The organism is Gottfriedia sp. NPDC057991 (genome assembly GCF_042886615.1).
Lineage (GTDB): Bacteria > Bacillota > Bacilli > Bacillales > Bacillaceae_G > Gottfriedia.
In genome coordinates, this window is the sequence record NZ_JBHVQN010000001.1 from 745,114 (window position 1) to 759,929 (window position 14,816).

At 32.9% G+C, this 14,816-nt stretch carries 17 protein-coding genes; 10 read left to right on the forward strand and 7 right to left on the reverse strand.

The features are described from left to right. Positions 1-2: 2 nt before the first annotated feature. Positions 3-167, forward strand: coding sequence for a hypothetical protein (locus tag ACFVR2_RS03690; RefSeq protein WP_387360490.1), 165 nt, complete (start codon positions 3-5; stop codon positions 165-167). A 96-nt stretch (positions 168-263) separates the two neighbouring features. On the opposite strand, the gene ACFVR2_RS03695 is transcribed toward ACFVR2_RS03690, so the two are convergent. From ACFVR2_RS03695 to ACFVR2_RS03705, 3 genes are all read right to left on the reverse strand, one after another. After that, entirely contained in the window at positions 264-662 is a 399-nt protein-coding gene (locus ACFVR2_RS03695; RefSeq protein ID WP_387359002.1) for a thiol-disulfide oxidoreductase DCC family protein, read from the reverse strand. A gap of 17 nt (positions 663-679) precedes the next feature. Next, a complete protein-coding gene (locus tag ACFVR2_RS03700) occupies positions 680-1,057 on the reverse strand; it encodes a globin domain-containing protein (protein WP_025672250.1) in 378 nt (125 codons plus the stop codon). Positions 1,058-1,182: 125 nt separating this feature from the next. Then, entirely contained in the window at positions 1,183-1,701 is a 519-nt protein-coding gene (locus ACFVR2_RS03705) for a VOC family protein (protein WP_387359004.1), read from the reverse strand. 153 nt (positions 1,702-1,854) lie between these two features. Between ACFVR2_RS03705 and ACFVR2_RS03710 the strand changes: the two genes are divergently transcribed. After that, positions 1,855-3,093 carry a DNA polymerase IV gene (locus ACFVR2_RS03710; protein WP_387359006.1) on the forward strand — a complete coding sequence of 413 codons (1,239 nt, stop codon included), beginning with the start codon at positions 1,855-1,857 and terminating at the stop codon, positions 3,091-3,093. Positions 3,094-3,207: 114 nt separating this feature from the next. Here ACFVR2_RS03710 and ACFVR2_RS03715 read toward each other — a convergent pair whose 3' ends face one another. Next, complete coding sequence (locus ACFVR2_RS03715; protein ID WP_387359008.1) at positions 3,208-3,888, reverse strand: N-acetylmuramoyl-L-alanine amidase family protein; 681 nt, start codon at positions 3,886-3,888, stop codon at positions 3,208-3,210. 624 nt (positions 3,889-4,512) lie between these two features. On the opposite strand from ACFVR2_RS03715, the gene ACFVR2_RS03720 reads away from it, so the two are divergent. The 3 genes from ACFVR2_RS03720 to ACFVR2_RS03730 are packed head-to-tail and all read left to right on the forward strand — an operon-like array spanning position 4,513 to position 7,256. After that, entirely contained in the window at positions 4,513-6,129 is a 1,617-nt protein-coding gene (locus ACFVR2_RS03720) for a gamma-glutamyltransferase family protein (RefSeq protein ID WP_387359010.1), read from the forward strand. 21 nt (positions 6,130-6,150) lie between these two features. Continuing rightward, positions 6,151-6,732, forward strand: coding sequence for a chromate transporter (locus tag ACFVR2_RS03725; RefSeq protein ID WP_387359012.1), 582 nt, complete (start codon positions 6,151-6,153; stop codon positions 6,730-6,732). Next, positions 6,729-7,256 (forward strand): chromate transporter, encoded by a 528-nt coding sequence (locus ACFVR2_RS03730; RefSeq protein WP_387359014.1) that lies wholly within the window; start codon positions 6,729-6,731, stop codon positions 7,254-7,256. Before ACFVR2_RS03725 ends, ACFVR2_RS03730 begins: the two co-directional genes overlap by 4 nt. 36 nt (positions 7,257-7,292) lie before the next feature. Here the strand turns inward: ACFVR2_RS03730 and ACFVR2_RS03735 are convergent, their stop codons facing one another. Next, positions 7,293-7,727 (reverse strand): SET domain-containing protein, encoded by a 435-nt coding sequence (locus ACFVR2_RS03735; protein WP_387359016.1) that lies wholly within the window; start codon positions 7,725-7,727, stop codon positions 7,293-7,295. A gap of 235 nt (positions 7,728-7,962) precedes the next feature. Between ACFVR2_RS03735 and ACFVR2_RS03740 the strand changes: the two genes are divergently transcribed. The 3 genes from ACFVR2_RS03740 to ACFVR2_RS03750 all read left to right on the forward strand — a co-directional run bounded on the left by ACFVR2_RS03740 (position 7,963) and on the right by ACFVR2_RS03750 (position 10,463). Continuing rightward, complete coding sequence (locus ACFVR2_RS03740) at positions 7,963-8,463, forward strand: hypothetical protein (RefSeq protein WP_387359018.1); 501 nt, start codon at positions 7,963-7,965, stop codon at positions 8,461-8,463. A 170-nt stretch (positions 8,464-8,633) separates the two neighbouring features. Continuing rightward, on the forward strand, positions 8,634-9,398 hold the full coding sequence (locus ACFVR2_RS03745) for a MerR family transcriptional regulator (RefSeq protein WP_387359020.1): 765 nt from the start codon (positions 8,634-8,636) through the stop codon (positions 9,396-9,398). 687 nt (positions 9,399-10,085) lie between these two features. Further along, entirely contained in the window at positions 10,086-10,463 is a 378-nt protein-coding gene (locus ACFVR2_RS03750) for a hypothetical protein (protein WP_387359022.1), read from the forward strand. A gap of 159 nt (positions 10,464-10,622) precedes the next feature. Here ACFVR2_RS03750 and ACFVR2_RS03755 read toward each other — a convergent pair whose 3' ends face one another. After that, positions 10,623-11,543, reverse strand: a complete 921-nt coding sequence (locus ACFVR2_RS03755) for an NAD(P)/FAD-dependent oxidoreductase (RefSeq protein WP_387359024.1) — start codon at positions 11,541-11,543, stop codon at positions 10,623-10,625. 187 nt (positions 11,544-11,730) lie between these two features. On the opposite strand from ACFVR2_RS03755, the gene ACFVR2_RS03760 reads away from it, so the two are divergent. Both ACFVR2_RS03760 and ACFVR2_RS03765 read left to right on the forward strand, forming a co-directional pair. Then, entirely contained in the window at positions 11,731-12,654 is a 924-nt protein-coding gene (locus ACFVR2_RS03760) for a DMT family transporter (RefSeq protein ID WP_387359026.1), read from the forward strand. 81 nt (positions 12,655-12,735) lie between these two features. Next, positions 12,736-13,599 (forward strand): AraC family transcriptional regulator, encoded by an 864-nt coding sequence (locus tag ACFVR2_RS03765; protein WP_387359028.1) that lies wholly within the window; start codon positions 12,736-12,738, stop codon positions 13,597-13,599. Between the two features lie 167 nt (positions 13,600-13,766). On the opposite strand, the gene ACFVR2_RS03770 is transcribed toward ACFVR2_RS03765, so the two are convergent. Further along, entirely contained in the window at positions 13,767-14,708 is a 942-nt protein-coding gene (locus ACFVR2_RS03770) for a Gfo/Idh/MocA family protein (RefSeq protein WP_387359030.1), read from the reverse strand. Between the last annotated feature and the right edge of the window lie 108 nt (positions 14,709-14,816).

The window sequence follows — 14,816 nt, forward strand, 5'->3', positions numbered from 1 at the left end:
TATTGAGTAATAGAGGTGCTGGTATTGGAGGAATCGTTTTTGTAGGCTGTATGTTTCTAGGCGGAGGAATTGGAAGTTTGTTACATGATCCACATTCAGGTTGGTTAATTGGGATGGGTGCTGGATTTATAGGGCTCGCTTTAACAAGATTTCTAATAAAAAGTTAATTCTGGATCTTGGGGTAATTTATATAATTAAAAAAGGAAACTAAAAAGAACCACAAGTGGGAAATATTAACCTTTGTGGTTCTTTCAAATTGTTAATTATAAATAAAATCGATCCCTAATTTCTTTTGATGGAATCATACACGATTCATTTTTTCCAAAGAATTTAAAACGATTTCTTGCGATCAGTCTATATAAATAGTCACGTATTGTTGTTGGGATTATCATAAAGGCATAGCAAAATTTAGGCCAACCTTCTAAATTTTTAGCAATAGAAAGTGCAGCAGAAGACTCAATTTTTATTTTTCCATTTTGCACAAGAATAATTGAATCAATTGAACAAAGTTCGGGGTGATCCTTCTTAAGCTTTTCGCCAAATGCGGATTGTAGTGCGGCAAAATGAAAATAACCTTTTTGGTCGTGCTTAATAATAAATTGAACTGCTCCATTGCATAAAATACATTCACCATCAAATAAAATAATTGGCCTCTCGCTCATACTATATCCCCTACAGATTATTCTTGGTTCACCATGTGATAAGCAACATTTCTTAAATGTTGTAATAATGGCTCTTTAATTTCTTCATCTAAATCGACATCATCCATAGCTTTTCCCATACAATCCAACCAGTCATGAGCTAATTCAATTGTAATTGGAAATGGTAAATGACGCGCGCGCATTCTTGGATGACCACGTTCCATACTATAATATTGTGGTCCACCTAAAAACTGTGTTAAAAATAGCTTTTGTTTACGTGCTGTTTCCTCCCAGTCACCAGGAAATATTGGTGAAAGTCTCTCATGCTTTGAAACATAAGAATAAAAAGTATCCACTAGCTCTTCTAATTTTTCTTTCCCTATATAATCATACATTGATTGATTTTCGTTACTCAAAAGAATATACCTCCATTAATTTCAAAAAATACAATATAGATAGGTTTATTTTATCTCTTTTTGGACTTTATGAGAAGTAAATTGGCACCTTAAGGGTAATGTAATTTATTATTAAAACCCCTATTCTAATTAGAAGAGGGGTTTCCTTCATAAGCTTCAATTAAGTTGTTTATATTGATTTTATTCTTAGTTTGGAGAATTGCTTTCATTACTCGTTCAGATTTTTCTGGATTGGAGTCATTTAATAGTTCGGGTAAGATGGTCGGAACAATTTGCCATGAGACGCCAAATTGATCTTTTAACCAACCACATGCTTGTGCATTTTTATCTCCATCCTTTGATAGCTTTTCCCAATAATAATCTAATTCTTCTTGGGAGTCACAATGAACGATGAATGAAATTGCTTCTGTAAATTTAAAGTGAGGTCCACCGTTTAATGCAACAAAATCTAGTCCTTCTAAGCTAAATTGGATGGTCATAACAGATCCTTCCTCCATACTATTTGGGTCATGTCTTTCTTTTCCATAACGTGTGATTCTTTCAATTTTTGAATTCTTAAATATAGTAGTGTAATAATTTACAGCATCTTCGGCTTGTGTATCAAACCATAAATTTGTAGATATTTTTTGAATTTTACTTTGCATAGCTTTTCTCCTTTATTACAAAAACGTTTATAATAATTAGATATTAGTTTAGATTTTGATTCAAACTTTATAAGTTTTAACTATATTCAACATTAATACACGTAAATAGGAAATATAAAAAAATGATATTATACTAGCATAGGAGGTGTAGCAATGAATCAATGGGCACCAAAGAGCGGAAGAGTAATTTTACATGTTGATATGAATTCATTTTTTGCTTCAGTTGAAATAGCGAATGATCCATCATTAAAAGGTAAACCAGTAGTTGTGGCCGGCAATGAAAAAGAGCGCAGAGGAATTATCGTAACTGCAAGCTATGAAGCTCGAGCTTATGGAATTCGGGCAACAATGCCATTATGGGAAGCGCGAAAAAAATGTCCTGAGATGATTGTGAAAACTCCAAATTTTGAAGCTTACCGAAAAGTCTCAAGGCAAATATTTGAAAAATTAGGTGCAATAAGTCCTAAAATTGAAGTGGCATCAATTGATGAAGGATATATTGATATAACAGATTGCGATGAAAAATTAGGTCATCCAATTAAAATAGCTGAATTGATCCAGTCAATGTTGTTAGAAGATCTAGATATGCCATGCAGTATCGGTATTGGTCCAAATAAATTTCTTGCGAAAACAGCTTCAGATATGAAAAAACCACTTGGAATTACTGTTCTTCGTAAAAGAGATGTTCCTACTATTTTATGGCCAAGAAAAGTTGGAGAGATGCATGGTGTTGGTAAGAAAACTGAAGAAAAGTTAAATGAAATTGGCATTATTACAATAGAAGATTTAGCAAAAAGTAATGAAAAACAAGTACAAGAATTATTAGGTATAAACGGTAAATCTTTAAGAAATAAGGCCAATGGAATAGATGAGAGAGAAGTCGATCCTAGTCGTATGCTTTCACATAAGACAATTGGCCAATCAACGACATTTTCATTTGATGTTATTGAGGAACCTATGATTGCAGAAAAATTTGAAGCTCTATCTAAACGGGTAGCTGAACGTTTAATGAAGAAAGGTTTAGTTGCAGACACTGTGACAATTACACTACGATTTAGTGACCGAAAAACAATAAATCGTAGTAAAAAACTGTCTACACCTGTACAACAAGCTAATGAAATCTTTAAAGAAGCATTTGATTTATGGAAAAGAAATTGGAACGGAGAACCATTACGTTTAATTGGCGTAACTGCTTCACAATTAAATCAAAAAGATGAAATATCAAAGCAATTGGACCTATTTTCTTTTGAAAAGGATGCCAAACAAGAACCATTATTTAATACATTACATAAATTGCAAGATAAATACGGAGAACAAGTAATTAGTTTAGGTAGACAAAAAAAGAAAATTGACTCAAACAATATATTAGATATATTGAAATCTACAGAGTAAACAGTTTCTGGACTTTCAATCGGAGGTCGTTTTCAGTTGCCAAAAATAATATTCGTTTTTGAACGAAAAAAAGACGGTCTATTAATTAGACAGTCTTCAAATAGTTAATGTAACTTATACTTTCTCAATAATAATTTTAGTTGCTGTTGGAAGATATTGTTCTACTGCATTTAGTACATTTTGATCATCTTGATAAGCTCCGACTTGTACTCCGTCGACGATTACTCTATGCATTTCAGACTTAGCTTTAAGTGTTAAGTTAAATGCTTTTACTAATCCATTTACATGCCCTTGAGCTACTTTTTGACGCCAATTTGGGTCTCTCAGTTTTGCAGCATCACTTGCATTATCAATGAATCCATTTTCAGTAAGAGTCGCTGGCATATTTGATTCACGTAATACATGGAAATTAGCTTTCTTTTTACCACGATCAGTTAGACCATTTACCTTTACGATTTCTGGATGTAAAACGTTTTGATATTGAGCTGAAGTAGACGTATCTGACAAACCATCGTATATATAATCCTCGTAGCCAGACGCTGATGTATTAAATGAATTAATATGAACAGATAAAAAGTAGCTGGCGCCCCATGAGTTTGCATCGTTAGTACGTTCAGATAAAGAACGATCAGTGTCGGTAGATCTGCTCATTCTAACCTCAACGTCATTATAGTTATTCAATAAATCTCTTATTCTTAATGCGATATCCAAAGTTAGGTCTTTTTCCTTTAAACCATTTCCTACTGCACCTGAATCAGAGCCACCATGCCCTGGATCTAAATAAAGTTTCAACATTAAACTAATCCGTTGCCACAATCTATAAAAATCTATAAATTGATGTTTGCTTCCCTGTTCTACGTGTCCGATTTTGCAGAAGCTACTCTCGTTTGGTCTAACACTCCAAGGGCGTAAATTCGGATACAACGAATCCTACATAGTTGAGATATCGTTTATGTGATTATTCTCAACTTTTTTAATGATTGACTTGGTTTTCGTCTGTTATCAAGCCTACTCACTCTCATGGTTCTACCCAATGCCGAGGTCACTTTCGCGAGCATCCTAGATTCATAGTAGGTATAATAATTATATCATGAATTTACTGTTTCTTAGCAAACAATTAGGCAACGTTCCCTCCTTTCTTTTATAAAGTTTTAGAAGTTTTACAGAAATTTATTGCGTTTTATCTGCTACTGACCTTCCTAATGATAAAGTATTCAAGGTAGACTTTTGTGAAATGGACAAGCATCTAATGTATATAACCAAATTTAAGACATTTAGTTGAATTAGACATTCATTCTAATAGATTCTTTTAATTAGATTGATAGTTAAGTAGGGGAATACTAGAATATTGTCGAATTTAAAAAATAAGTTATTTTGTTATCCATTGTAACTATTGCCAAAAGCCAAGGAGGAAAGTAAATGTATACAAAAATGAAAACGAATGAACACGTTTATTCATCACATCGTAATGTGGTGTATGCTAGAAATGGAATGGTCGCTACTTCCCAACCATTGGCTGCACAAGCGGGCCTAGATATTTTAAAAAAGGGTGGTAATGCAGTAGATGCTGCAATCGCTACAGCTGCATGTCTCACAGTAGTAGAGCCTACTTCAAACGGCATTGGTGGAGATGCTTTTGCATTAGTTTGGATGAACGAAAAGTTATACGGTTTAGATTCAAGTGGACCAGCACCTAAAAATATATCGATTGAAAAAGTAAAAAATTTAGGGTATGAAAAAATGCCTAAATATGGCTGGATACCAATAACTGTCCCTGGTGCTCCTGCTGCTTGGATAGAATTATCGAATCGGTTTGGAAGGCTTTCGTTAAAGGAAGTGCTACAACCGGCAATTGAATATGCTCGTGAAGGTTTTCCGATTTCACCAACTTTAGGTAAGTTTTGGAAAAAGGCTTATGAAATATACAAAAAGGAGTTAAACTCTGAGGAGTTTGCTGCTTGGTTTGATACGTTTGCTCCAAAAGGAAGAGCTCCTGAAGTCGGAGAAATTTGGTCGTCACTGGATCATGCAATAACTTTAGAAAAAATAGCTGAAACAAATGGAAAAGATTTTTATAAAGGTGAAATTGCAGATAAAATTATTGCTTCTTCAAATCAATATGGTGGTTTTTTAACTAAAGAAGATTTAGAGTCTTTTAAACCGGAATGGGTAAATCCAATTAGTATAAATTACAGAGGCTATGATGTATGGGAAATTCCACCTAATGGTCAAGGAATTGTCGCACTAATGGCTTTAAATATATTGAAAAATGATCTGTTCGATGACAAAGAGAACGTAATGACATATCATAATCAATTTGAAGCCATGAAGTTAGCTTTTGCTTGCGGGAAGGAATATGTAACAGATCGAAAGTTTATGAAGACTTCAGTTGAAAGTCTATTAAGTGATCAATATGGAAAAGAACGCTTTTTAGGGATCACGGAAACTGCTCATACACCATTACCAGGAAGACCACCTAGTGGAGGCACTGTTTATTTAGCAACAGCTGATGCAGATGGAAATATGGTTTCCTTTATTCAAAGTAATTATATGGGTTTTGGGTCAGGTATTGTCATTCCTGGAACTGGGATTGGATTGCAAAATAGGGGTTATGATTTTAGTTTAAATGAAATACATGCTAATGCTTTAATTGGTGGGAAAAAATCATATCATACGATTATTCCGGCATTTTTAACAAAAAATAATAAAGCAATTGGACCATTCGGTGTAATGGGTGGTTATATGCAGCCTCAAGGTCATGTTCAAGTAATCATGAATAGCATTGATTTTCATTTAAATCCACAAGAAGCCTTAGATGCTCCTAGATGGCAATGGATTGAAGGGAAAATAGTTGAAGTCGAACCTAGTTTTCCTCAAGAGATTATAAAAGAGTTACAGGCTAAAGGTCATGAAATTAAGGTTGCAAAGGATACTGGAAGTTTCGGACGTGGCCAAATTATTTGGAGAAATGAAGATTCTGGCGTTTTAATGGGTGGTACAGAATCAAGAACGGACGGTTGTATAGCAAGTTGGTAAATATGAAAAGGAATTGATTTAATGAAACAATTGGATATATTCATCGCGTTTTTTCGAAGTAGTATTTTAGGATATGGTGGAGGACCATCTACGATTCCTCTCGTTTATAAAGAAGTTGTCGATACATATAAATGGATGAAAGACGAAGAGTTTTCTGAAATATTAGCAATAGGGAATATGCTCCCAGGTCCAATCAATACAAAATTAGCAGGTTATATCGGTTATCGTATTGGTGGGATAATCGGAATGCTTAATGCGATTATTGCAACGATCTTACCGACAATTCTTTTAATGATTATACTTTTAACATCATTATCGTCTTTTAAAGATATTAAATGGGTTAATGGGATGAAGGAATCAATTGTACCTGTCGTAGGGGTAATGTTAGGTGTATTAACATGGCAATTTTATCAAAGTTCAAAAAAAGGATTGAAAACACCAACCATATTAATACATTTAGTTGTTGGATTGTTTCTAATTCAATTTTTACACATACACCCAGCGATCATAATTGGTGGTTTACTAGTATTTGCAATCTGCCAGCCAGTAAAGGCAACTTCCTCAAATGACCATCAGACGAGGAAGGGGAGTACAAACGAATGATTTATTGGAAACTATTTCTTTCATTTCTCATAACGAATCTTTTAGGATATGGTGGGGGACCAGCTACGATCCCATTAATTCAAAATGAAGTTGTTAATCAAAAACATTGGTTAACTCAACAAGAATTTCATGAAACATTTGCAATGGGGAATGCATTACCTGGACCAATCGCAACTAAAATGGCCGGATATATAGGATATAAAATTGGAGGAGTTTTTGGTTCTTTTATCGCAGTCTTTGCAACGGTAGTCCCTTCTTTATTACTAATGATCCTGTTAATTGGGTTACTTCATAAAAATCGAGACTCAATTCGAGTGAAGAGGATGACAGCCTATGTAAAACCGACAATTGTAGTACTATTAGGCTTACTTACATATCAATCATTTTCTGATTCGTTTCATGATATTGGAGCTTTCCAAGTTATTTTTATTGCAGTTTGTACATTTTTCTTAATGGAAAAATTTAAAATTCATCCGGCTTTTGTAGTTCTTGGTACATTAATTTATGGGGCAATTAATCTTTAATATAAAAAAGAAAAGAAACCAACTAATTCAATTGAATTAATTGGTTTCTTTTTCTTTTTCTTCTTCTTCTTTTTGTTTGCTCATAACTTCTTCATAATCTTTATTAAACCAAAGCGGATCCATATTATCCACTTCACCATTATAATTAATCAAAATTTCCTCGCCAGCCTTAATGTCTTTGTAAGCGAAAAAATCAAATGTGTGATTATCAAAGTTAATATCGTAAGTTGCATTTGCATCATAAGAATGGTTGAATAGCATTCCGTATCCTAGAAGAATAGCTGAATGATTAATACCATATTCAAATGAATAGTCTGCTAATAAAGTTTTCTCGATATGCTCATGTTCCTCGTTCGGGTAAGAAATAACAGGCGCCTCATGTATTAGCTCACCTTTTGCAATATCTCTTGTTGCAAAGACACCTCGATTAAATTCACCGTCACTCAACGTAGAAGTTTTAATTTCAATCATAATTACACCTATAATTCTCTCTTAAGTCTTATAGATAGTTTGCCACTATTTTAGATATAAATCAATTTTTTTATCAAATTAGCGTTATTCACATAAAAGTGCGTCTCTTTTTCAACCTAAAAAAGTGTAACTACTATTTGAAGAAAAACTGATAAAATTAAAAAAATCTAAGTATATATTTTGCCAAAACATCAAATTATAAAATTGTTATACATATATAGGGAGGCAGAATATAATGAAATTTTTTTATAAGATTGTGATTTTATTGATTGTAATGTCTTCTATTCTTCCAGGTAATAAGCAAGTAAATGCTACTACCAAAAAGGACTTTCTACAAATTGAAGGATATAAGCCAAATCACACTGTTAAACAAATTCCTAAACTAACTGATATTTTTCAGGTTTCAACGAATCAAATCCTAGTAACGTTTGATTCACAAGTTGATATTAATTTAGGAACAAACGCATCCGTATATTGGATTCAAAGTTTATCTGATAAAATCCCTACCGGCATTGCATCACTAGGAAGCAAGAGCCAATTTAATGCAAGGAATGCATTATCAAATAACCAAGTTACAATTACAAAGGTACAAGGAGATAACAATTCATTCTTGTTAACTTTTAAACAAGAAATACCTTCAAATAAGCGATTTAAACTAGCGGTTCGTCATTTACACGCACCTGGTGGAAAACCATTTGATGGTATAAATGGTATGAAAGTATTTACAGGCAAATAATTATTTTGTAGTTTGTCTACACGCTGTAATCCCCTATAGAAGAGGGGATTTTTTTGTGCCCTTGAAATGAATAACTTACTCTTTAAAAAAATTCAAATAAAATATAAATAATAGAATTGACTTTAACGTTGCGTAAAGGTGTATTGTAAAGATGTCAGGAGGTAATCGCAGTGGAATATACAGTACAAAAGCTTGGACTTCTAGCAGGAATCAGTACTAGGACTTTAAGATATTATGATGAGATTGGGATTCTTAAGCCGGCAAGAATTAACTCATCAGGATATCGGATTTATGGTCAAGCGGAAGTAGATCGCTTACAACAAATCTTATTTTATAGAGAACTAGGTATGAATTTAGAAAACATTAAAGAAATTATTACATCACCTGATTTTAATAGTGCCAAGGCATTAAACGAGCATCGTGAGCAGCTTCTTGATAAAAGAAAGCAATTAGAAATATTAATTTCAAATGTTGAAAAGTCAATTGCTCTAGCAGAGGGGAGAATGACAATGTCAAATATAGAAAAATTTGAAGGCTTTAAGAAAGATATGATCGAAGAAAATGAAAAGAAATATGGAAAAGAAGCACGTGAAAAATATGGAGATGAAGCTGTTAATAAAGCAAATCAAAAAGTAATGAATATGTCAGAAGAAGATCATAAAGAAGTAACACGACTTGCTGAAGAATTAGCAAAAACATTAGCTGAAGCATTTAAAACGGGTGATCCATCTAGTGAAATTGCACAAAAAGCAGCTGAATTGCATAAACAATGGTTAACATTTTATTGGAGTAAATATAGTAAGGAAGCGCACGCGGGTTTAGCACAAATGTATGTAGACGATGAGCGCTTTAGAGCACATTACGATAAAGAACAACCTGGAACTGCTGAATTTTTAAGAGATGCAATTCATATTTACACGCAGTATAAAAAATAAGATAGAGAGGGTGTACTTAGACTAGTTCTTAGTACACTTTCTTTATGAACTTATGAAAGGTTCAAGAGTAATTGAAACAGCAAAAAGAAAATAATAGATTACTCATGGGTTTCATGAGGAAGTAAAACAGCAAAAATAAGGAAAAAGGTGACTCATGAAGGATTCACGAGGAAATAAAACAGCAAAAATAAGGAATAAGGATACTCATGATGGGTTCATGAGGAGGTAAACCAGCAAAAATAAGAAAATACCATACTCATAAAAGGTTTATGAGATGTAAAACTGCAAAATGAAGATGTTGTCATACTCCTAAGACACCTATAAGATATGCAGGAAGGCTAAGACCCCGCAGGCTCGCCGAGAGGAGGCTCAAGAATCTCTCCCCATGGAAATCAACATCACTCTACTCCTTTTACGAAAATTTGGTAATTTAATTGACAAGGTTGTTTTTCAACAGCGTGAAAAAGTGTACTTAGATTCGATCTAAGTGCACTTTTTTTATATTTTTTTGGAAAAAAATAGTAAGTGTATTCAACGAAATTTGGTATAATTATTTTTATGATTAATTAATTTGAGATAAATTTTGTAGAGAAGTATGATAAATTTTTAAATAATGGAATGTTTATGTACAATATAGGTAAGAATTTGATTTAAATAATTCAATTTTTAAACTAAGGATGTACTAAAATGGAACAACAATTTATACCGAGGAAAGAGCGACATAAGAAGCGCTTTATTAGAAAGCGTCAAAATATTGAGCGTGAAAAAATAAAATTTAGTACTTATATTTTAAGTGTATTTTATTATTTTTTATTATTTTTAATTTTTAATCTTGTACAATTTTATATATTTCAGCATGTTAATCACACCATTAAATCAATTGGGAATTTTGATTTAGCTAGAGCAATCATATCAGGATTAATCTATTTACTATGTATTATTTGTATAGAGGATACTTATAGAAGATATCGAATGCCTTCAACTTTTATCCGAATATTAATACCAATTTTAGTGTTTATTTTAGCAATCGTCACTATGTATACACTAATAAAAGTATTTTTATAAAACGTCGTTAAGCGAAAACAACCAAAAAGTATTACTTCATTAAATGATGTAATACTTTTTTTATTAAATTTATATAGTAACTTTGTTAGAGAATGGATAGGGTGGGTAGGAAAGTTTTCTAAAAGATGGGGGATCAAATCGCTTGTCATTAAAAGTTATTTATGAATCCTTTACACTCATTTCTAATAATCTTTTTTGAATCCAAACAGCTGCTTGGGTACCATCGCCCATTGCGATTGTGACTTGTTGGGAATGGGCTACTAAATCGCCAGCTGCCCATACATTTGGAACATTAGTCTCCTTTGTCCGTGGGTCTACAATAACATGCTTATTATTTAAAAGATTTACTCCTAGCTGAATAGCAAGATTATTTTGTACTTCATTTCCACTAAAACCAATAAAAGCTCGGTCCCCATAAATTATTTCACCACTTTGTAAACAAATTCCTTTAAAAGTGGAATCGTCTTCTTTTAGAACTTTCTTAATTTTTTCTTTTCGATAGTGAATTCCAATATTCTGTAGTTGGTCATTTAATTTGGAATCAAGGTCATTTCCTTCGTGATTAATATAAGTTATTTGTTTTGACCAATAAGCTAATGTTATTGCAAGATTTGCACCAACATTTCCAGATCCAAGTATTAAAACACTTTTATTTAAAATTTCATACCCATCACAATCTGGACAAACAAAAATTGTCGATCCAAGACAGTCGACTAGGTTTTTAATTTGGGGAATTCGATCGATTAGTCCAGTTGCTAGTAAGACTGTTTTTGCAGAATAAGATTTTCCTGCTTTTGTCTCTAATAAGAATTGATTGTTTACGTTTTGTATACTTATTACTTTATCTTGGGTGAATAATACACCGTAATCTTCAGCATGATTTCTTCCTAGTTGTCTTAGCTTTTGTCCACTTATACTATTTGGCCAACCTAAAATATTACGATATGTTTTACATAATGTTGAACGCCCATAATTTGAGTCAATTACGAGTACACTCCTTTGGTATCGACCAAGCTGAATTGATGCCTGTAAACCTGCGAAACCGCCCCCTACTATGATACATTCATATAACTCATTCATAGACTTGTCTCCTAAATCAATTAATACAAAATCATATATGTTCAATTTTTCCAATTAAGCAATTTCTAAACACAATTAATCTAATTGTTGAAAATTAAAAGATTTTTGATTGATATATTCTGAATATTTAGGTACGATTCTTCTATTAACTTAATTTGATTTGTTGTTTTTAGTGGAGGGAGTAAAAATGAGTGCAGATAAGATTGCCCTATCAAATTCTAGAACGAAGGGAATTATTCTCGTATTAACTGCGGCAATATTATGGGGGATATCAGGAACTGTAGCACAGTTTGTATTTCAAAGAAATCATTTTAGTCCAGAATGGTTAGTCGTTATTCGATTATTGTTTTCTGGTATCATCCTACTTATTTTTGCTAGTCTGAAAGAAAAGAGGGATATAACAGAAATTTGGAAGAATAAGAAGGATGTTTTAAGTTTATTGTTATTTAGTATTCTTGGGATGTTAGCAGTTCAATATACATACTTCGCTGCAATAAAAGCTTCAAATGCAGCTACAGCGACAATTTTACAATATTTGGCACCTGTTATCATTACATGCTTTTTTGCAATGCGTTTCAAAAAAGTACCAACTAGAAAAGAGGTACTAGCTGTCATATTAGCGCTTGCAGGGACATTTTTGTTGGTAACACATGGAACTATGAAAGGATTGTCTATTACTGGATGGGCATTATTTTGGGGTCTAGCTTCAGCTTTCGCTTTAGCATTTTATTCAATACAGCCTCAAAATCTTTTGAAAAAATTTGGGTCGACAATCGTAGTAGGTTGGGGAATGCTAATCGGTGGAATTTGTTTTAGCTTCATACATTCACCTTTTAATTTCCAAGGTCATTGGTCGATGAGTGCATATTTCGCAGTAATTTTTATTGTTATATTTGGAACGTTAATTGCTTTTTATTGCTATTTAGAGAGTTTAAAGTATATTAATGCTTCTGAATCTAGTTTACTTGCATGTGTGGAACCATTATCTGCAGCTGTATTATCTGTAATTTGGTTAAGAGTAAATTTTGAAATGCTAGATTGGATTGGTAGCCTATGTATTATTAGTACAATTGTCATTTTATCAATGGCTGATCGAAAAGAGGCTAAATGAATATTAGCTGTCATATAAGAGCATAAAAAGACAGGACTGAATAATTTTAACTTGTTAGGATGTAATTAAGGGAGGAGTCATATGGCTTGGATTGAATCATTACAAAAGGCAATTGATTATATTGAGGACAATTTATTAAACGACTTAACAATTGAAGAAATTTCTAAACAAGCTAATTCATCTGTTTTTCATTTTCAGCGAACATTTTCAATTTTAACTGATATTAATATAGCTGAATATATAAGACGAAGAAGATTGACACTAGCAGCTAATGAATTAACAACTACTGATCTTAAAATAATCGACATTGCCTTGAAATATAGGTATGACTCTCCTGAGGCTTTTGCAAAAGCGTTTCGAAGGCAGCATGGTGTAACACCAAGTGAAGCAAGAAAGTTTATTGGTAATTTAAAATCATATAACCGCCTCGTTATTCAGGTGAGTTTGAAGGGAGCAGAACCAATGCAATTTAATATTGTTGAAAAAAGTGCTTTTCAAGTAGTTGGAGTGAAAAAAGAGTTTTCTTATTTGAACGATCAACAACAGCAACTGATTCCTAAAATGTGGGATGAGGTTAATGAAAATGGTACAAGTGACCGGTTGTACGAAATTAACAATGGTGATATTAAAGGTGTTTTAGGTGTGTGTATGATGAGCGAGGAGCAAAAATCAAAAAATCTACTAGAATATTGGGTTGCAACCGAATACGAAGGAGATGCACCAAAAGATTTTTATCATCATGAGATTCCTGCATCAAAATGGGCTGTATTTGGTGTTCACGGAGCAATGCCGCATGCAATGCAATCGGCATGGAAGAAAATTTTTTCGGAATGGTTTCCTTCAAGCGGCTATTCACATGCAGGAATCCCGGAATTTGAACTTTATCCAGAAGGAAATCCATTTAGTGAAGATTATTATACTGAAATTTGGATTCCGGTAAAATAAAAACGATCTTTTAAAGCGTTATAAAAGGTGCTTCTCAATTAAGTGAGCACCTTTAAGTTTGTTGCCAAATCCTAAAAACTTGATTATCAGACTGATTGCAAGCGCTTATCAATAGTCTGAAAGGTGCTTCTCAATTAAGAGAAGCACCTTTATCTTTATGTATTAATTTATCCTCTTAGTGCTTCTAATACTACTTGTGCTTTGTAGCCTTCTGAGAAATCTATGATTGTTGCTTCTTCACCTTTTAGAGCTTTTACTAAATGATTAATTAATGTATCAGCTAAAGATTGATCGGCTTCAATTTGTTGAATTGGCTCGCCGATTTTTCCTCCTTCTAAATTAGCCCAGTTCACTAAAGAAAGAGCTCCTTTCGTACCGTATGCTGTAAATTTAATTTCTTCTTCACCTGCAATTTGGCTTAAGCCATCTATTAATACAGGAGTACCATCTTCTAATTCTAAAAAGGCGATAATTCCATTTTCAGATGCAAGAGGGTCAGCGGGATATTGCATATGTTTCGTATTGACTTTCATGTTACCAAAAATCTTTTGAATTTGTTGAATATAATGCACACCAACCTCTAGCACGTAACCTCCTTGTTCTTTTGTAGCAACCCATTCATTTTGTTGCCATAGTCGCGGCCAATTAGGAAAACGCATCTTTAATTCGATTCTTCTTAAGTCACCAACATATCCTGATCGAATAAGGCTAGCAAAAGACTTACTACCAACATTGTAGTTTAATGGAAAGTTCATAGCATGAAAAATACCCTTTTCTTTAGCTAGAGTATAAAGTCCAAGAGCTTCCTCTGTTGAATTTGCCAAGGGCTTTTCACAAAGCACATTAATTCCTTTTGCGATTACATCAGATACTACTGAATAGTGATATTTTGGAGGTACAGTAACATAAACGAGATCAAGTTCAACATTTTCAAGCATCTCAAGATGATTTGTAAAGGTTAAAACTGATTCTAATTGGCTACTTGTTACTTGAACTCTTTCTTCTAATGTGTCACATATTGCTACTATTTTTGTTTCTTGGTGGTTTGAAAATAAAGGAATTAATCTTTGGCCAATTGCGCCAAGACCAATAATACCAACTTTTATCATGAGAAAAACACCTTTCAAAATAGATTTATATTGTAATTATAGTAAGAAAAATTAAATAATTAAAGAAATAGATACGATGTTCTTAGCTTAAGAAGTCTGAGATGCTAT